Origin of the sequence: Anabaena sp. CCY 0017 (assembly GCF_963920885.1) — a bacterium.
Classification (GTDB): Bacteria; Cyanobacteriota; Cyanobacteriia; order Cyanobacteriales; family Nostocaceae; genus Nodularia.
In genome coordinates this window covers 126,588-144,594 of record NZ_CAWUDG010000004.1, presented here as the reverse complement: position 1 = coordinate 144,594, position 18,007 = coordinate 126,588, and the positions used below count along the sequence as shown (strand labels likewise).

Here is an 18,007-nt window from a genome sequence, read left to right as displayed (position 1 = left end):
CCCCTACCCACTCCCCACTCAGCACTCAGACCGGGAAGCGATGACAGCATAAAATGGATCTCCTCCGCCAGCACCTAACCACTGTAAAAAATTCGGTGCTGTTGATTTATTTACAATCACCTCTGGAGCCGTAAATCCAGGGACTGAGGTGAAGTAGTGCTTGACTAATTCCACCCTAGTAGCTTCTGAAGTGTCTCGCCAAGCTTGAATCGCTTTTTGGAAAAACATTCGGTTAGAAAAGCTGATAATTGCCATACCGCCGGGTTTGAGGATACGATGAATTTCGGCAAATATGGCCTCTGGATACTGCATATACTGTACAGAAACGCAATTCAGAACGGCATCAAAACTTTGGTCTGGTAGGGGTAGTTGAGGTTGATCATTGAGATTCTGGACAAAGTAATGATTTAAACGACGATTACGGGCTAACTCTTCGGCGTTGAGTCCGTGTCCCTCTACATGGGCAAATTCTATCTCGGCTGGGAGATGAGACACCCAACTGCTCATCATATCTAGGATACGCGTGTCGGGTTTCAGGCGATCGCGATATAAATCTGTTAGCTGTTGAATAAATCCATCATCGACATGAGTGACAAAGCGGGGATAGTCGTAAAATAGCTTGTCGTCTGTATCGTCTAATTTCTGGCGTTGATCGGGTTTAAGTAGCATAAAGGTTTATCTGAGAAAAGTTATTTGCTAATTTGGCGGATTTTTAGGTAATATTATGTATTTTAATAAATCTCTCGGCAAGAAATGAGGAGAGGTCAATATTACAGCTATTTTTAGGTAAATAGACCACACGGTAGGGGCGCAAGGCCTTGCGCCCCTACGACAGATGTGGTTCAAATAGATGAAAACTGCTGTAATTCAATGTTGTATAGATTTCGTTTATTTCCTTATATCAGTTTACTACTGTGGATACTCCCCTTATTGCTATTCAGTTCTGGGGATAATAGCCTGATGGCGCATGATGAAGGGCTTTACGCCACGAGAGCGCGTTTCATGTTTGAATCTGGTGATTGGATAGCCCCTTGGGGTACAGTCCATCATAAAACCCCTGGCCCTTATTGGATAATTGCCATTTCCTATAAGTTATTTGGGATCAGTGAAGCTAGTGTGCGATTACCGAGCATGATTATTGGGATTTTGAGCGTATTACTCATCTATGAAATCGGCAAAATCCTGCTCAACAAAAAATTAGCTTGGCTAGCTGGCTTAATTCTAAGTGTGCAATTTCTTTGGCTGCAATATTGCCGCTTAGGTACGCCAGATGTCCCCATGATATTTCTGGTATTGTTAGCTATTTTATCTGTTCTCAAAGCTGAACTACATCCTAAATATGCCTATTTTTGGACTTTTATCGCTGGCTTAAGTTTGGGTTTAGGCTTCTTAGTCAGAAGCTTTATGATTTTTTTGCCAATTGTCGCTTTATTACCTTATTTAATTGGGGAACATCGCCGTCATCGTCATTTGAGCAACCCTTGTTTATATTTAGGTTTTGCAGTCGGTTTAATTCCTACTTTGAGTTGGTTATGGCTTAAGTGGATGCGCTATGGCGATGATAGTTATGCAGAACTATTCAGATTTGTGTTTGAGTTGGGATCTAATGAACGTAATGGCAATGGCATCATATTCTATTTATGGAATGTCCCACTTAAATCCTTTCCCTGGTTCTTTTTAGCTCTGCTCGGCTTAGTTTTACTACTTCGCCGTCCCATTCCTCGCTACCAATTGATATTAGTTGGTTTTCCTGTGACGCTGTTTGCTGAACTGAGTTTTTTCTCAACTCGTCTGTCTCACTATAGTCTTTGTCTTTACCCCTTTATAGCAATGCTGGCCGCTGTAGGTTTAAGTTGGTTGGAAAAATGGGGAGATGGAGAAATTAAGAAACTTCCTCGTAATCTCAGTTATCTTTTTGGTGGATTAGGCATTTTATTGATGCTCGCTGGGATAGTTATTTTGATTGGGGTGGATGACGTTGAGATTCGCAAGTATGCCATCCTGGGCTTAATTATGGGGTTAGGTTGGCTAATTTTGCCTACGGTGTGGATTGGTCGTTACCACTTTCATCAGAAGTTTCTCACAGCTCGTTATTGGCTGGCGGGTTGGTTAATTCCTTGTTGGCTAGCTTTGGCTGTAGCTGGTGGTCTAGGCTTATTTAGTGACTATAACCCGGATGTGAGAGTTTTTCTGCAACAACCTGCGATCGCTTCAATTTGGCAAAATCATCCCATCCATTTTTTACAAGTAGACGGGAAAACTGCGGTATTACTGAATTTCTACACTCCCGTTCATGGTGAACCAGTCAACTCAATTACCGAATTACCAGCTTCTAGCTACGCTTGGATTTCTGCAACCCAAGCGGCGGAATTAACCACACCTCACCAAGTTATTGGTACTGTGCAGAAACACCAATTGATTCAAGTGTTTTGACAATGAACCTATTTCTTACCTTTCTTGGTATTAAATTTGGTAGAAAATACAGTAGTAAACATCATCAACATCCCGCCGATCAGAATAGCGATCGCCAATCCTCCTGTGATTAAATCAAGTAAATTGCTGTTTTCCATAGTGAGTAATTAAATCAGTGAACAGTAAACAGTCAACAGTGAACAGTTATCACACCAATGTATAGCAAATTGCTGAGTCCTGTTAGCGAAGCGGGGCGTTAGCCCGTAGAAACCAAGTAGGGGCGGGTTTACAGATATGCTCAATTACTAATAACAATTTTAATAAACCCGCCCCTACATCAAGGCTTTGGGCAATCAACAATGTCCTAACCTCCTTGGCGGTTGCTATAGTCAAGGATTTCGACCCAACTATTTTTCCTAACTGGTAACTGATAACTGTTAAAAATCTACTCCGCGTTTGAGTTCTACACCGTGATTGGCATAATGTTTGTGACAGTATACCTCAGAGTGAACACTGGCTAAATCGAAGTAAGCTGGTTGATGTTGACAGCGACCAGTGATAATGACTTCCGTATCACGGGGTTTGCGGAGTAAGGCTTGGACTATGGGTTCCACGGGAAGTAGTTCTAGGTCTACTGTGGGGTTGAGTTCGTCGAGAATAATGGTTTTATACAATCCAGAGGCGATCGCAGTTTTAGCAATTTCCCAACCTCTTTCGGCTTCTACATAGTCCATTTCTTGGCGACAATTGCGCCAAACAATCGCATCTCGACCACAGCGTTGATGATCTACCACTTCTGGATATGATTGCTGTAAAGCGGCGATCGCTGCGTCTTCTGTGTAGCCACTACCACCTTTGAGCCACTGCATAATTAATACACGGGTAGAACCAGGGTGATTAATTCCCCGACCAATGGCTTTTAAGGCTTTACCTAAAGCACTGGTAGACTTACCTTTCCCCGCACCAGTGTAAATTTCAATCCCCTCAATCAAGAGTTCTTTGGCTTTTGGGTGGTCTTGGGGTTTCATTTCCGAATGCAAATCCGCAATATCAAGCAAGCTTTGCGGTGCGGCGCGTCCAGTGGCGATGATTTCCAATTCGTGAGGTTTGGATTTTAATGTCCGTACCACCTCATCTACTGGTAGCAAACCCAAGTCTAGAACTGGGTTAATTTCATCTAAAACCACCACAGAATATAAACCAGAGGCGATCGCACCTTTGGCTACATCCCAACCCCGTGCTGCTTCTTCTCGGTCAAAAGGGGTAATTTCCTCATGTCCAAAAAATTCGGCTCTCCCAGTGCGAACCTGATCAATTAAATGGGGGAAACCACGCTGTAAAGCTGCGATCGCGCCATCTTCGTCATAATCACGCTCTGGCCCCTTTAAAAAGCGCAACAATAACACGCGACCCGAATCGCCCGGTGTATTTATTCCCAAGCCAATTGAGCGCAAAACTACCCCTAAAGCCGCTTGAGACTTACCTTTACCCACACCATCGTAAACGTGAATTTGACCTGTGAGCCGTTCAGGACGCACTTGCGCCGTGCGAATACCGATGCCGTTCCTTGTCATTTCTCGAAAAGCTATAACGTGGCAATCCCTAATTTTACCTTGAAATGCAAAGGCAAGGGCGCAGAGGAGAATGAGTTATGGCACACTTAGGTAATTAGGAATAATAAGAATGAGATAATCGACACCATCAGAACTATTATCTCAGTTATACTCGCTAACGTTCACCCTTACTATTGACACTTTATGCTTGGACTTGGAGATATCAATATTCCTAGAATCCTGCCTGTCGGTGTAATTTTGTTTGAATTTTTGTTTTTACTGACTGCTATTCCTATAGAAGCTTATGTTTTGAACAGGAGACTCAAATTCGACAAAAAAACTAGTATGTTTTATGCCATATCTATAAACCTTTTTTCCAGCACGATTGGTTGGATTATGTTTTTTGTTCTAGAACCAATATTACCTATAGGTTTAAAATCGGAATTAATCAGTTACATATTTTTCCATAACTTTAGATCGGAAAGTACACAAGGGGTGCTGATTTTAACTGGATTTATAATTTTCTTCATGACATTTTTCATGAAATTCTTTTTTCTCAGATTTTTCGTACTTTCTTTAAAAGAAGATGTTCTCCAAGTCTATGAAAAAACCCCAGAAAATAATCGCTTAAAATGGAGGCGTACCAGCGTTGCCAGATTGCAAAGCACAAATTTAGTTACCACTATATTAATAGGAAACTCACTCAGTTACAGTGCAATTAGCATGATTATATTGTTGAGCCGTAAGTAGAATTATTTGAGATTTTTACAGAAAAAATAGTCATACACAATTCAATCAATTAGGGGTGTGAAGGATGCAAACTTTATTTAAAGATGTTTTGGGATTTTTAAAGTTTTTTGTGGGGATTTATGAGGGAGTTAGAAAATTATTAATTCCACCTAAAGCTTATTCTTGGCAAACATTTATTTATTTGAGTGTTTTTTCTTGGACACTTTCATTTTTAGCTGTAGGTTATGTAAAAAGTTTAATTGCATTTTTAGGGTGGTTATTTTTAATTGCTGGCACAGCTTGGTATACAACTGATGATCCTTTAAGAGTTCCTGGAACTTTTATGCCAGTGGGAGCAGTAATAACTGGATTTTTAGTGAGTGTTTTTGCATTTGGTAATCAAGAGGACGTAATTACACCCAGAACAATTATACTTTGGCCAACCATCTCGGCAATAATTACAGCGATTCCAGATTTTATTGAAGGTACTGATATAAAGACTACAGCCAAACTTCCTAAACCAGAAGTTCGGGAAAGAATTATAGTTTTGGTAGCTAGTTGTATGCTCATCAGTTGCTGGATTCAGTTTTATTTTCTCATGGATAATTGGTTAACACAATATCCCAGTTTACTCACAGATAATTTTAATCGGAGTACATTTGTTGTCAGAATAGTAGAACCTGTAGAACCTGGAACCACAGACGAAACTAAACCCGAAACCAAGGAAGAAATCCAAAAAATTCCCGAAAATGGTGTAGCTATCCTCGATGGTATCCAAATCCAAGTAGAACAAACATTAAATAACACACCTTGGTCACAAGTGGAAAAATGGTTGATAGACGCAACACCGGAAGTGCAAAAATTGGGGAACCAAGTAATTAAACAAAAACTAGGACAATATGAAGAAAGAGAATTATGGCGTGTTGAGGCGCGTGTTGCTAATATCAAATCTGGATATAGATTAGATTTACTCAGCATCTGGACAGGCCCTAGCTCTAACCCCAAGGGGTATTATTTGCAAAAATCTTGTCGAATTGAACCCATAGCCGTGTCAGCCAGAACTTCCAGAATCCCTCTGAGCGAAGTTGAGGAGAGAAATACAGTAGCAGAGATTGAATGCGATCGCTTGAGTAAATTTATTGCGGGTGATCCACCAGCGCAGCGCTGAGGGTAAATTGGGGGAATTTGGGCATAATTTAAGATTGAGTATTAACTAAAAAGCGATGAATTTCCGTAGAGTTTTTGTAATTGCGAAGAATGTGTTTCAGGAAATGGTGCGCGATCGCATTCTGTATATTATCGGGTTTTATGCGCTCATACTTGCCATAGCTTTGCGCGTCTTACCTGAATTTGCAGCTGCAACTGAAAATAAAATGTTTTTAGACTTTGGTCTGGGGGCAATGAGTATTGTAACTCTAATTGTTGCCATCTTTCTGGGTACGGGATTGGTTAATAAAGAAATTGACAAACGGACAATTTTAGTCATGATTGCCAAACCTGTCAGCCGCAGCGAAATTATTGCTGGCAAATTCTTAGGTTTGTCGGTGGTGCTGGCTGTACTGGTGACGGTGATGACAGTGATTTATTTGGGATTTTTGCAAATTGGTAATATTCCCCATTCAGTTCTCAGCATTTTAATTGCGGCAATTTTTTTAATTTTGCAGTTATCTTTAATTACTGCTGTGGCGATTACCTTTGGTGTATTTACCAGTTCGTTATTAGCGGTGACGTTAACATTTGCAGTGTATTTAATGGGGAACATTACTCCAGATTTAGTTAATTTGGGTCGTCTGAGTAACAGCCCCTTCATTGAACGCATCACTCAAGGTTTATACCTAATCTTGCCAGATTTATCTCGATTAGATTTAAAAAATGATGCTGTTTATGGTTTAAACGCGTTACCTGATACCACAGTACTGATTACCAATGTCGGTTATGGCTTATTTTATAGTGTCATGCTGTTAGCGATCGCTAATTTCGTTTTCTCAAGACGTGAGTTTTGATCTCACTTTTCACGTTATGTGGAAGAACCAAAGCGAAACCTAACCCTAGCCCCCTTCTCTGGTAGGGAAGCTACCGTGTACACACAAATGATGATGTCCAGTCAAAATTATGTTTTGTAGGGTGTGTTGTCGCGTAGCGCAACGCACCATTCTAGATTATCGGTGCGTTAGGACTAAAGTCCATAACGGAATGGCACTAAGATAAAGGCAAATCTATTATTTACAAGGCTTTTGGGTGTCGGGTGTCGGGTGTGGGGTGTGGGGAATTAAGAAGATGTTGAACTATAGAACGTACTAAGATTCAATTTTCTTGAACAATACACCCAACACCCAATCCCCTACCCCCTGCCTTGACAAGGTTTCGGCTTATCTTCGTGCCATTCGTCCATAACGCACCCTACCCAAATAAAAGGTTTTTGGACTTGTGTATACACGGTAGCCTTGCAGGGGATTAATATTAGTTCTTGTGTGTCACTATAATTTTTCATCTCAAATGTCAATATTCACAAAGTTTAGTATTCTGCGTTTTGAGCCAGAAAGTATTCAGGATTTAGTAGTTTGTGGGTAATAGTTACTGTATATCGAGAGTACACCTGAAATAACCCTGAAATGGATTTTGAGGCAGTAATAAATTCTGAAAATATTGGTCGTGAACCGCAAAGACGTTGATTAACTCGTTTGCTGCACAAAAAATGATCCCATAAGTCATCAAAAATTGATAATCTAAAAAACGTCTGAGTTAAAAGTTAATAGCTAATCTAGTGTAAAGGTTTGACCAGACAATAACTATAGTCGGACACAATATGGATAATGACTCATGAAAGTTTCAAAATTAGGAAAGGTTATGGCATAACACCTATCCTAGGGAGGATTTATTTACTTCATTGGTTAGATTACAAAAAAACCAATATTTCTATTTGTAAAATTTGTCAAATTAGGCAAAAAACCTGCTAATTAAGATTTTACCCAGGAATCAAATCCTATTTCTTGGCACAATAGTCTCGCTGAGTTTATCCACAGCAAACAAGATGCAACATCCAAAAATAATTGATTTTCACTTGGTTGACCAACAGTTAGACGATGCGCCACATAGCAAGACAAAAATCGCTACTCTGGAACAAGGGATAATACTTCAGTTGGCCGATGGCAGTATATCAGCTTGTAATCCTACGGCTGAAAAGATTCTGGGACTAACAGCCGAGCAAATATATGCATGGAATTCACCGAACTCCTCCTGGCGATTTGTTGACGAAAACGGAATACCCTTGAGTGGCACAACTCATCCAGCAATGGTGGCTCTGCGTACAGGTAAGCCCTGCTTAAATGTGATTGTGGGTTTATCTCAACCAAATTCAGATTTAAAGTGGTTATTGATGAATTTGCAGCCTTTATTTCTGGCTAGTGAAACTTCTGCCTACGCAGTTGTCTATACTTTTTCTGATCTGCTTGCGCCAGAACCAACACGAATTGAGGATAATTCTGGGGACAGAGATATGATCATCCCAGACATCACCCAGAACCCGAAATTAAAGACAGATCAGAAAATTTTCGATGTAGAAATAGCCAGAGAATTGGCACAAAATGAAATAAAATTTAAAAAATTGCTTGACTCCAATATTATTGGCATTGTTTTGGCAGATTTTGAAAAAATTATAGAAGCTAATGATATTTTTCTCCAGATGGTGGGTTATACCCGTGAGGATTTGCTCACAGCAGGAATCAGTTGGCGACAAATAACGCCTCTGGAATATCAGGATTTGGATGAGAATGCATTACAAGAATTGCTAGAATTTGGCAGCTTCGCGCCCTTTGAAAAGCAATATATCCGGAAAAATGGGAGTCTGCTCCCAATTCAGATTTGCGGGGCTATTTTGCAGCAGTCACCCCCTAATTGTGTCTGTTTTGTGATCGATTTAAGTGATCGCGAAAAAGCACAAAAGTCATTGGGGGAAGTGATGCAAAGGCTGACGTTCCATGAAAAAAGTTCTCCTCTGGGAGTCATCGAATGGGATGAAGAATTTCGGATATCTCGCTGGTCTCCAGCCGCCGAGAAGATTTTTGGCTGGGAAGCTACAGAAGTGATGGGTAAAAAATTTGACGATTGGCAGTTTGTCTTTGGGGAAGATATAGAGGTAGTCAAGGATGCAATTTCCAGGTTGTCTAGTGGAGAAACTCAAGTGGTTTCCCTCAACCGTAATTATACGAAAGATGGCTCTGTCGTTCATTGTGAATGGTACAATTCAGCTTTATGTGATCAATCAAGTAAGTTGATTTCTGTACTATCCCAAGTATTAGATGTAACTGAGCGCCAACAGATAGAAGCGGCATTACAAGAAAGTGAAGCACTATTTCGTCAAATGGCAAATAGCTCGCCGACTCTGATTTGGATGTCTGATACTAGTAAATTGTGTTGTTACTTTAATCAGCCTTGGCTGGAGTTTACAGGACGAACAATGGAGCAAGAAATGGGACACGGATGGGAGCAAGGAGTACATCCAGACGATTCACAGCGATGTTTAGAAACTTATATTAATGCGTTTAATGCTCGTCAAGAATTTAAAATGGAATATCGGCTCAAACGTGCGGATGGCAAATATCAGTGGATTTTAGATATAGGTGTCCCACGGTTCGCTTCAGAAGGTACTTTTCTTGGTTACATTGGCTCCTGTATTGATATTAGCGACCGCAAACAAGTAGAAGTAGAACGTGAGAAAATGCTGGTGCGATCGCAAGAATATACTAGACAACTTAACGGTTTAATGGAGGCTGCATTGGCGGTTAATTCGGTTCTCTCCATTGAAGAAATTATCCGCATAATTACTGAGCAAGCCCGTGAGATTATTGGCTCACACCAAGCTTTTACCAGCATCACTATTGATGATGATTTTGCTAAATTAATCAGTTGGGCTTCACTTTCTGATAAGTATACAGCCTGCTGGTCATCGCCACATCAACATCTGGATGGCTTCAGCATGAATACTAGTATACGCCTGATCAATCGTTCTATGCGAATGACTCAAACTGAACTCGAAGCTCATCCCCAATGGGAAAATATTAGTCAGCAAATAGACAATCATCCACCCATGCGTGGATGGTTAGCTGCACCTTTAATTGGACGAGATGGCCACAATATGGGCTTAATTCAACTATCTGATAAGTATGAGGCCGAATTTACCAAAGAAGACGAAGCCATTATTGTGCAGTTAGCGCAAATGGCATCAATCGCCATTGAAAACACTAGATTGTATGCAGCCGAACAGCAAGCCCGCGCCCAAGCGGAAGAAGCCAACTGTATCAAAGATGAGTTTTTGGCTGTGCTTTCCCATGAATTACGCTCCCCTCTGAATCCGATTTTGGGTTGGTCTAAATTACTCCAAAGTCGTAAATTTGATGAATCGAAAACAGCTTCCGCCCTAGCAACCATTGAGCGCAACGCCAAATTACAAGCCCAATTAATTGAAGACTTACTAGATGTCTCCCGGATTCTTCAGGGTAAACTCACATTAAATGTGGAGCAAGTGAATCTGGAATTGACAATTGTTGCGGCGATGGAAACAGTACGTTTAGCAGCAGAAGCTAAATCTATCAAGTTGAAATTTGTGTCTGACACTGATTCTACAACTTTGGTAATGGGAGACCCCAACCGCTTACAGCAAGTTTTTTGGAATCTGCTTTCCAATGCGGTAAAATTCACTCCCCCAGGTGGGCGAGTCCAAATTTGCCTAGAAAAGATTGATGCTAGTATTCAGATTCAAGTCATGGATACAGGTAAAGGAATTGACCCTAACTTTTTATCTCATGTCTTTGATTACTTCCGGCAAGCAGATAGTGCCACCACCAGAAAATTTGGGGGGTTGGGACTAGGACTAGCAATTGTGCGACAATTAGTAGAACTCCACGGTGGGAGAGTTTTTGCAGACAGTGCCGGAGAAGGCGAAGGGGCAACCTTTACAGTGCAATTACCATCTTTACCAACACAATTAATTACAACATCCAGCCACAGTGAGGGAGAAATGGACTCTAACTCGGGCAATCTTCACGGGATTAAAATTCTAGTTGTAGATGATGACTTGGATTCGCGAGACTTTATTTGCTTTGTTCTTGAAGAAGAAGGCGCAGAAGTTATATCAGTGTCATCGGCGATGGAAGCACTCCAAACTCTGCCGGAATCAAAGGCAGATGTCCTGTTAAGCGATATTGGAATGCCGGAAATGGATGGTTATATGCTGATGCGTCAAGTCAGAAGCTGGACATCAGAAAAAGGGGGAAAGACACCTGCGATCGCTCTCACGGCCTACGCGGGAGAATATAATCAGCAACAAGCAATATCAGCAGGCTTTCAGATGCACGTCACCAAGCCCGCCGAACCTTCTCAATTAGTTGCAGCTGTGGCTAGACTAGTACCGCAAGGCGGAAGTAAATTATAGCAATACGCCCGGACAAAGGTCAAAAGTCTGACTCTCTAGGCTTTTGATCCAGCATTTTCCATCGGCTCAATTGTGGCGACTACTTCCCCAGTTTGGCTGGTATTATAACCCCCGATGGCCTCTAGTTGTGAAAGTACCCGCCGATGTCCTAAAGTGCCAAGTAATTTTTGTACAGGGGCTTCATCTAGGTAGGGTTTGAGAACTGCTAAGTCGTATCGTGATTGTTGTAGGGGGATGAATCCTAATCCGAAGGCGGCGGCTACAGATGCAGTGCTGATACCGGATGAAACTTTGCCAGTGGCTACTGCTTGGGCTACTTCTAGGTGTCCGTGGAAAATTTGGTCAAATCCCTTCACGGCTGTAAATGGTATACTTGCATCTTGGAGCGATCGCTCTAATACTTGGCGACTACCTGAACCTTCTTCGCGGTTAGCAATGGTGACACCAGGTTGTGCTAAGTCTACGATAGTTTTCAATCCCAGGGGATTATTGGGCTGAGTTAGCATTCCCTCTTCCCAAACGCCAAGGTTAATTAATACAGCCGCCGCACCTTGAAGAACTGAACGCACAAAGGGAGTATTATATTCTCCAGTCTGAGGATCGTACAGATGCATCCCGGCAAAGTGAACTTCTCCCCGGCGCAGTCGATGCAATGCCGTCATACTGTTGTCTAAAGTCCAGTGTACTCTGAGGTTAGGATGCCAACGTTCCGCCGCACGCGCCCATAAGGATAAAGCCGGCGCACAACCGGCTAAAATAACTGTGGAATGCAGATTTCCGGGATCATCTAGTAACTGGACTCGAATTGTATTTGCACCGGGTAAGCGATCGCCTTCGCCATCAGCTGGTATCATCTCTGTACGAAAAGCATCTTGACCAATTAAGGGATGAGCAATCCATTGATTACCCACTTGAGCCAAAATCAGCCGCAGACGCTGACCTAGTGGCACATTATAGGCTGGTACGGCTTCTATTGCTGGTAAATCCTGCTCTAACCAAAATAAATCTTCTACTTGACAACCCAGGGCTTTCGCCAACCGCAGGGCGATAGTAGTGGATGGTGCATATTGTCCCGACTCGACACCGCTAATAGTTTGACGGGTAACATTAGCCAAGTTAGCCAAATCTTGCTGGCTCATACCCAAGCGGATTCTCGTTTGTTTTAATTTGTTGCGAAGTTCGTCCTGTTTTACCACGTCTTAGCTACTGAATTTTTGCGGTTATCTTCTTTTAAAGTAGCGTGAACAGGTTAGCTGCGATCCAATACTGCTCGGTTAAGCAAATCCGTGAGCCGAAAACCCTTGTAGAGAAGTTTCATGGAACGTCTCTACATCCCTTAACCGAAAGGTATTGAGCTGCGATCAATCGAATAATTTATTTTAGCAGATATGTATATAACATTGTGCTAATATACTTGCTTAGTCTAGGTAAGTACATATAGTATTCCACTTACAGGTATTTACAGCTAAATAGACCACACGGTAAGGCCTTGCGTCCCTACCGTGTGGTTCAAATACATGAAAACTGATGTAACACGAGGAGTAAAAAATGAAAGTTAGTGCGCGTAATTCTCTCAAAGGCAAGGTTAAGGAAGTTACACCTGGAACCGTCAATGCAGAAATTGTGATTGAAATTGCACCTGGAGTTGAAGTTACCTCAATTATTACCAAGTCTTCCTGCGAAAGTATGGGTATAGAAGTAGGTAAAGAAGTGTATGCAATTGTGAAATCCACTGATGTTTTGATTGGTGTGGACTAAAATTTCCTACGTCTCCCTTCTCCTTAGTAAGGAGAGGGGTTGGGGGTGAGGTTCTGTATTCAGCGTCAGGGAAAGCAGGACTAAAGTCCAGACTACGAGCGAATGTAATTTTTATTCTTGCATTAAAAAGAGTTTATTCGTATCTAAACGCACATACCAAGGGAAAGGCTTGTCTTTGATATTCGCCCATTTTTCCTTAAATACTTCCGCCTGTAGGTGATAATCATGGCTGTGATTTAAGGAATTGTGCAGTCGTAAATACAGCGTCATTCGGTGCGGTGTTTCTCGCTTTCTGACTAACCAACAGGGAAAGGTATTCTCAGCGTTGGAGTCACTGGTAAAGCTGAGATGATGGGCGCGAATACCTATATACGCTGGGGATGGGGGTAAAGGTTCCATCACTTTTATAGTGCAGTCCCAATCTAAGGCTTTGACTTGATTCGTAGATACTACTGTGACTGGAGAAAAGTTTTTGCAACCTGTTAACTGAGCGACTGTGTAACTATTGGGATGGGCGAAAATATTTTCTTTATCATCGTTAGCAATAATTTGTCCTTGGGACATAACTAACAATTGTTGACAGACTTCATAAGCTTCTTCTAAATTATGGGTAACAAATAGTGTCGCTCCTGAATAAGTGCTGAGAGTTTCAATTAATTGTTCTTGTAATTGGTGACGCAGATATGTATCTAGGGCTGAAAATGGTTCATCTAATAGTAATGCTTCCGGTTTAATTGCTAAAGCTCTGGCTAAAGCTACTCTTTGTTGCTGTCCTCCTGAAAGTTGATGCGGATAGCGATTTTCTAATCCTTCTAACTGCACTGCTAAGAGTTGCGCCTGTACTTGCTGCTTAATTGCTAATGTCGATAAGCCTTTAGGTAAGCCAAAAGCAATATTTTGCATGACAGTCAGATGAGGGAATAAAGCATAATTTTGCATTAAGAACCCAATGCGGCGATCGCGTGAAGGTAAATTAATTCCTTTTTCAGAATCAAACAATACTCGCCCATTTAAAACAATCCGTCCTTTTGTGGGTGTTTCAATGCCAGCAATGCAGCGCAAAATCATACTTTTACCAGCCCCAGAACCTCCCAAAAATCCCAGAGTATTACTATCGCCACTAAAACATACTTGCAATCGAAAGCCGGGAAGTTTTTTAACAATATCGACAAATAATTCTGATGAATCAGTTTTATGGGAGGTTTGACATCTCTGATATTCTTGATTTATGAGTACTTTAGGAAATGGGGAATTTTGTTGTTTTCGCTTCCCTCGGTTTTCTTGCCAAAAATTGACTCCGATAATCCCAGATAAAGAAATACTCATGATGGCGATCGCCCAAAACCAAGCTTCATTCATTGCGCCGGCTTCTACAGCAAAATAAATCGCCATTGGGATGGTTTGAGTTTGTCCGGGAATATTACCAGCTAACATTAAGGTGGCTCCAAATTCACCCAAAGCCCGTGCAAAGGCTAAACTTGTGGCTGCAACAATTCCGGGAAATGCGAGGGGTAAACTAATTCGCCAAAAGATGGTTGATTCAGACGCACCAAGGGTTCTGGCTACGCGTAACAGATTGCCATCAATTTGTTCAAAGGCTCCCAAGGCGGTTTTATACATGATGGGAAATGCTACCACTGTCGCTGCGATCGCTGCACCGTACCAGGTAAAGACAATGCTAAAATCTAAAGGCTGCATGAGTTTACCGACAGGGCCGTTCTTCCCAAAAAATAATAGTAGTAAAAAACCCACAACTGTTGGGGGTAAAATCAGAGGGGCAACAAAAATTCCTTCAATTAATGATTTGGCTTTACCTCTATATCCTAACATCCAGTAAGCTGACCAAATACCTACAAAAAAGGTGATAAAGGTGGCTAATAAAGAAGTTTTTAGTGATATCCAAAGGGGGGATAAATCCATAAGATTGTGCAGTAATTCGTAATTTGGATTAAATTAGGGACTTACAAATAAAAAAATATCCCACAAATTATTGTGGAGCGGGCAAAGATGCCCGCCAATGACAGCGAGCAGCGTCTCCCCTTGAAAGAAGGAAAAACGAAATGCTATTAATTCACGATAAATCCGTATTTTCTGAGTACAGCCTTGGCTTGATTACTGGATAAAAATCCGACAAATTGTTTGGCAGCGGGAATATTTCTGCTGCTTTTAATTACTGCCATTGGATAAACAATTGCAGAGTGATATTTTTCATCAGCAGCAACTACAACTTTGACTTTGTTAGAAATTTTAGCATCTGTGGCGTAAACTAAACCTGCATCGGCGTTACCACTTTCTACGGCTGCTAACACTTGACGTACATTGTTCGCTAAAACTAATTTAGACTTGATTTTATCAAAAATACCTAATTTCTTGAATACTTGGTCGGCGTATTGTCCAGCGGGTACACTTCTGGGTTCTCCTACAGCAATTCTCCTAATTCTGGCATCTGCTAAATTGAAAAAGCTATTAATACCTGTGCTGTTATTCGGCACAATCAAGACTAAGCGGTTATTAGCTAGGTTGCTACGAGTACCTGGCACTAAAAGTCCTTTTTGCTCTAGTGCATCTACTTGTCTTCTCGCCGCAGAAATAAAGATATCGGCTGGCGCACCCTGTTCAATTTGTTGCTGTAATGCTCCAGAACCCCCGAAGTTATATCTGATCTTCACGTTTGGGTTACTTTGTTGATATATGGGCTGAATTTCTTCTAGTGCATCTTTCATACTTGCAGCCGCAGACACCAGCAAGTTGACGTTTGACTGTGCTGCTGAGGGAGTGGGGGTAATCAAAGGTAAGGCGATCGCTAGGAAACAGCTAGTAACTGCTATACCAATCAAGGCCAGAATCTGTTTTTTATTCATCTTTTTATTTTTGCTGTGTAACTAAAGTTTCCAGGTGGCTATAAAGCGGCTTGTTTGTATTTACACACGAACGGAATTTTAATTCTGTAGCAAGGATAACTGACACAATGCCAAAATAAATGCTTTTTGCCTTTAATTAACAGAAAAACCCTAGCCGTTTTATAAGCGACTACCGTGTACACACATGGCTTGAACCTCGTAGGGTGCGCTACGCGACAACACACACTACACACAAGGATGAGAAGTCATTTAATCATTTGTGTGTACACGTCAGCGGTAGGGGCGCAAGGCCTTGCGCCCCTACGACAGATGTGGTTCAAATACATGAAAACTGATGTAAAGCCAAAATTCTTGCTATTTAGGCAGCATGAGATTTGACTTTGTAAAATACCCTAAACGCAGAGATATTTAAAATTACCCCTAAAATTAGAATAATACCCACTAGAATTCCGCTTTTCCACCGCTAAGGGAAACTCCGTGGCTACGGGTGGAGTTGTGTTGTGGCTAATAATTTGGAAGTGGCGATCGCCCCAAAAGCAGGAGTAGGATTACTAGGACATGATTTCTTTGGCAACTACGACATTAAAATTCGCGAAAAAGACGTAGAGTTTTACTCCCGCTAATACTAATTCGGAATTTCTACTCTCATCTTTACTTTGCACATTACATATATAGAACAAATTATTTAATAGACTTAAAATGTCCTTGAAACCAGACAATAATCACTATTATAGGTCTTTTTAAAACTAGTTTTGTCCTTGACTTTAGCGAATTGCATGAATAAAAATAGCAGTAACAGTTAAAGCACACAGCTTAATTGTTAATCAACCAAATCTATTAGCAATCAATGCTTGAGGAGCAAATAATATGGCTAACATCATTCTTTCTGAACTAAACAATGCTGGTGTGGAATTATTTCAAGATTCTGAAAGTTTCTTGAATGAATTGAAAGATGTAGATTCCATCTCCGGCGGTAGCACCGACACCTACGGCGGCTACGGCGGCTATGTCAGCGATATGTCCACATTGACAAAGTTGGCTGAGGCGTTTGTCACAGTTTATGCAATTGGTCATGTGACTGTTCTAGCTAAGTCATTCAGCTATGGATACTAATAGCTGTAATTGCTTCATTTAACTAGTATTTCTGCACGAGAATGAATTGATTCTGTGCTGTACTAGATAGCTGTTCAGGGATTAAATTTACTAACAATAATCCCTGAGAGCAAATCAAGTTGAAAACTATCTTCACAAATGCTTGAGGAGCAAATAACATGGCTAATATCACTCTTTCTGAACTAAACAATGCTGGTGCTGAATTATTTCAAGATTCTGAAAGTTTCTTGAATGAATTGAAAGATGTAGATTCCATCTCCGGTGGTAGCACCCATCAACCCTATGTCAGCGATATGTCCACATTGACTAAGTTGGCTGAGGCGTTTGTCACAGTTTATGCAATTGGTCATGTAACTGCCCTAGCTAAGTCATTCAGTTCTGGATACTAATGACTTTAATCGCTTCATTTAACTGATAACTATTCAGGGATGAGATTTACTCATAATCATCCCTGAGAGCCAATCAAATTGAAAACTATCATCACAAACACTTGAGGAGCAAATATTATGGCTAATATCACTCTTTCTGAACTAAACAATGCTGGTGCTGAATTATTTCAAGATTCTGAAAGTTTCTTGAATGAATTGAAAGATGTAGATTCCATCTCCGGTGGTAGCACCGACACCTACGGCGGCTATGTCAGCGATATGTCCTTCTTGACTAAGTTGGCTGAGGCGTTTGTGACAACTTATGCAATTGGTCATGTGACTGTCCTAGCCAAGTCATTCAGCTACGGATACTAAGAGCTTAAATCGTTTCATTTAACTGATAGCTGTTCAGGGATGAGATTTACTCATAATCATCCCTGAGAGCCAATCAAATTGAAAACTATCGTCACAAACACTTGAGGAGCAAATATTATGGCAAACATCATTCTTTCTGAACTAAACAATGCTGGTGTGGAATTATTTCAAGATTCTGAAAGTTTCTTGAATGAATTGAAAGATGTAGATTCCATCTCCGGTGGTAGCACCCATCAACCCTATGTCAGCGATATGTCTACATTGACTAAGTTGGCTGAGGCCTTTGTCACAGTTTATGCAATTGGTCATGTAACTGCCCTAGCTAAGTCATTCAGTTCTGGATACTAATGGCTTTAATCGCTTTATTTAACTGATAACTTTTCAGGGATGCTCCCCTCACAATCATCC

General features: G+C 41.1%; 17 protein-coding genes and 1 pseudogene. 11 read left to right on the top strand and 7 right to left on the bottom strand.

What is annotated here, in order from left to right:
• Nucleotides 1-18: 18 nt before the first annotated feature.
• Nucleotides 19-669: a class I SAM-dependent methyltransferase gene (locus tag ACM0OW_RS07010; protein ID WP_414549313.1), complete on the bottom strand. Its 651-nt coding sequence runs from the start codon at nt 667-669 to the stop codon at nt 19-21.
• A gap of 201 nt (nt 670-870) precedes the next feature.
• Between ACM0OW_RS07010 and ACM0OW_RS07005 the strand changes: the two genes are divergently transcribed.
• Nucleotides 871-2,433, top strand: a complete 1,563-nt coding sequence (locus tag ACM0OW_RS07005) for an ArnT family glycosyltransferase (RefSeq protein WP_414549312.1) — start codon at nt 871-873, stop codon at nt 2,431-2,433.
• Between the two features lie 8 nt (nt 2,434-2,441).
• On the opposite strand, the gene ACM0OW_RS07000 is transcribed toward ACM0OW_RS07005, so the two are convergent.
• The 3 genes from ACM0OW_RS07000 to ACM0OW_RS06990 form a co-directional block, all read right to left on the bottom strand.
• Nucleotides 2,442-2,570, bottom strand: a complete 129-nt coding sequence (locus ACM0OW_RS07000; RefSeq protein WP_017803793.1) for a hypothetical protein — start codon at nt 2,568-2,570, stop codon at nt 2,442-2,444.
• An 82-nt stretch (nt 2,571-2,652) separates the two neighbouring features.
• Complete coding sequence (locus tag ACM0OW_RS06995) at nt 2,653-2,805, bottom strand: hypothetical protein (protein ID WP_414549311.1); 153 nt, start codon at nt 2,803-2,805, stop codon at nt 2,653-2,655.
• 44 nt (nt 2,806-2,849) lie between these two features.
• The gene (locus tag ACM0OW_RS06990; protein ID WP_414549310.1) at nt 2,850-3,986 is read right to left on the bottom strand and encodes a cob(I)yrinic acid a,c-diamide adenosyltransferase; all 1,137 of its coding nucleotides are present in this window, start codon (nt 3,984-3,986) and stop codon (nt 2,850-2,852) included.
• 183 nt (nt 3,987-4,169) lie between these two features.
• Here ACM0OW_RS06990 and fraC point away from each other — a divergent pair, with 183 nt between their 5' ends.
• The 4 genes from fraC to ACM0OW_RS06970 all read left to right on the top strand — a co-directional run bounded on the left by fraC (nt 4,170) and on the right by ACM0OW_RS06970 (nt 11,124).
• Entirely contained in the window at nt 4,170-4,715 is a 546-nt protein-coding gene (fraC, locus tag ACM0OW_RS06985; protein ID WP_414549309.1) for a filament integrity protein FraC, read from the top strand.
• A gap of 64 nt (nt 4,716-4,779) precedes the next feature.
• The gene (fraD, locus tag ACM0OW_RS06980; RefSeq protein WP_414549308.1) at nt 4,780-5,862 is read left to right on the top strand and encodes a septal junction protein FraD; all 1,083 of its coding nucleotides are present in this window, start codon (nt 4,780-4,782) and stop codon (nt 5,860-5,862) included.
• A 55-nt stretch (nt 5,863-5,917) separates the two neighbouring features.
• Complete coding sequence (locus ACM0OW_RS06975; protein ID WP_414549307.1) at nt 5,918-6,697, top strand: ABC transporter permease; 780 nt, start codon at nt 5,918-5,920, stop codon at nt 6,695-6,697.
• Nucleotides 6,698-7,725: 1,028 nt separating this feature from the next.
• On the top strand, nt 7,726-11,124 hold the full coding sequence (locus ACM0OW_RS06970; protein ID WP_414549306.1) for a PAS domain S-box protein: 3,399 nt from the start codon (nt 7,726-7,728) through the stop codon (nt 11,122-11,124).
• 35 nt (nt 11,125-11,159) lie between these two features.
• Here ACM0OW_RS06970 and ACM0OW_RS06965 read toward each other — a convergent pair whose 3' ends face one another.
• Nucleotides 11,160-12,320, bottom strand: a complete 1,161-nt coding sequence (locus ACM0OW_RS06965; protein WP_414549305.1) for a substrate-binding domain-containing protein — start codon at nt 12,318-12,320, stop codon at nt 11,160-11,162.
• 352 nt (nt 12,321-12,672) lie between these two features.
• Here ACM0OW_RS06965 and ACM0OW_RS06960 point away from each other — a divergent pair, with 352 nt between their 5' ends.
• Nucleotides 12,673-12,882, top strand: a complete 210-nt coding sequence (locus ACM0OW_RS06960; protein WP_414549304.1) for a TOBE domain-containing protein — start codon at nt 12,673-12,675, stop codon at nt 12,880-12,882.
• Between the two features lie 111 nt (nt 12,883-12,993).
• Here ACM0OW_RS06960 and modB read toward each other — a convergent pair whose 3' ends face one another.
• Entirely contained in the window at nt 12,994-14,802 is a 1,809-nt protein-coding gene (modB, locus tag ACM0OW_RS06955) for a molybdate ABC transporter permease subunit (RefSeq protein WP_414549303.1), read from the bottom strand.
• A gap of 146 nt (nt 14,803-14,948) precedes the next feature.
• On the bottom strand, nt 14,949-15,743 hold the full coding sequence (modA, locus tag ACM0OW_RS06950) for a molybdate ABC transporter substrate-binding protein (RefSeq protein WP_414549302.1): 795 nt from the start codon (nt 15,741-15,743) through the stop codon (nt 14,949-14,951).
• 497 nt (nt 15,744-16,240) lie between these two features.
• Here modA and ACM0OW_RS06945 point away from each other — a divergent pair.
• The 5 genes and pseudogenes from ACM0OW_RS06945 to ACM0OW_RS06925 form a co-directional block, all read left to right on the top strand.
• Nucleotides 16,241-16,366: pseudogene (locus tag ACM0OW_RS06945) on the top strand (aspartyl protease); the annotation flags it as partial.
• A 244-nt stretch (nt 16,367-16,610) separates the two neighbouring features.
• Nucleotides 16,611-16,856, top strand: a complete 246-nt coding sequence (locus tag ACM0OW_RS06940; RefSeq protein WP_414549301.1) for a hypothetical protein — start codon at nt 16,611-16,613, stop codon at nt 16,854-16,856.
• 158 nt (nt 16,857-17,014) lie between these two features.
• On the top strand, nt 17,015-17,245 hold the full coding sequence (locus ACM0OW_RS06935; protein ID WP_414549300.1) for a hypothetical protein: 231 nt from the start codon (nt 17,015-17,017) through the stop codon (nt 17,243-17,245).
• Nucleotides 17,246-17,362: 117 nt separating this feature from the next.
• The gene (locus ACM0OW_RS06930; protein ID WP_414549299.1) at nt 17,363-17,599 is read left to right on the top strand and encodes a hypothetical protein; all 237 of its coding nucleotides are present in this window, start codon (nt 17,363-17,365) and stop codon (nt 17,597-17,599) included.
• A 117-nt stretch (nt 17,600-17,716) separates the two neighbouring features.
• Nucleotides 17,717-17,947 carry a hypothetical protein gene (locus tag ACM0OW_RS06925; RefSeq protein WP_414549298.1) on the top strand — a complete coding sequence of 77 codons (231 nt, stop codon included), beginning with the start codon at nt 17,717-17,719 and terminating at the stop codon, nt 17,945-17,947.
• The last annotated feature ends 60 nt before the right edge of the window (nt 17,948-18,007 follow it).

Bases quoted from the DNA above. Each gene is read 5' to 3' on its own strand.
- ACM0OW_RS07010 (WP_414549313.1), bottom strand. From the start codon at position 669: ATGCTACTTAAACCCGATCAACGCCAGAAATTAGACGATACAGACGAC.
- ACM0OW_RS07005 (WP_414549312.1), top strand. From the start codon at position 871: ATGTTGTATAGATTTCGTTTATTTCCTTATATCAGTTTACTACTGTGG.
- ACM0OW_RS07000 (WP_017803793.1), bottom strand. From the start codon at position 2,570: ATGGAAAACAGCAATTTACTTGATTTAATCACAGGAGGATTGGCGATC.
- ACM0OW_RS06990 (WP_414549310.1), bottom strand. From the start codon at position 3,986: ATGACAAGGAACGGCATCGGTATTCGCACGGCGCAAGTGCGTCCTGAA.
- fraC (WP_414549309.1), top strand. From the start codon at position 4,170: ATGCTTGGACTTGGAGATATCAATATTCCTAGAATCCTGCCTGTCGGT.
- fraD (WP_414549308.1), top strand. From the start codon at position 4,780: ATGCAAACTTTATTTAAAGATGTTTTGGGATTTTTAAAGTTTTTTGTG.
- ACM0OW_RS06975 (WP_414549307.1), top strand. From the start codon at position 5,918: ATGAATTTCCGTAGAGTTTTTGTAATTGCGAAGAATGTGTTTCAGGAA.
- ACM0OW_RS06970 (WP_414549306.1), top strand. From the start codon at position 7,726: ATGCAACATCCAAAAATAATTGATTTTCACTTGGTTGACCAACAGTTA.
- ACM0OW_RS06960 (WP_414549304.1), top strand. From the start codon at position 12,673: ATGAAAGTTAGTGCGCGTAATTCTCTCAAAGGCAAGGTTAAGGAAGTT.
- modB (WP_414549303.1), bottom strand. From the start codon at position 14,802: ATGGATTTATCCCCCCTTTGGATATCACTAAAAACTTCTTTATTAGCC.
- modA (WP_414549302.1), bottom strand. From the start codon at position 15,743: ATGAATAAAAAACAGATTCTGGCCTTGATTGGTATAGCAGTTACTAGC.
- ACM0OW_RS06940 (WP_414549301.1), top strand. From the start codon at position 16,611: ATGGCTAACATCATTCTTTCTGAACTAAACAATGCTGGTGTGGAATTA.
- ACM0OW_RS06935 (WP_414549300.1), top strand. From the start codon at position 17,015: ATGGCTAATATCACTCTTTCTGAACTAAACAATGCTGGTGCTGAATTA.
- ACM0OW_RS06930 (WP_414549299.1), top strand. From the start codon at position 17,363: ATGGCTAATATCACTCTTTCTGAACTAAACAATGCTGGTGCTGAATTA.
- ACM0OW_RS06925 (WP_414549298.1), top strand. From the start codon at position 17,717: ATGGCAAACATCATTCTTTCTGAACTAAACAATGCTGGTGTGGAATTA.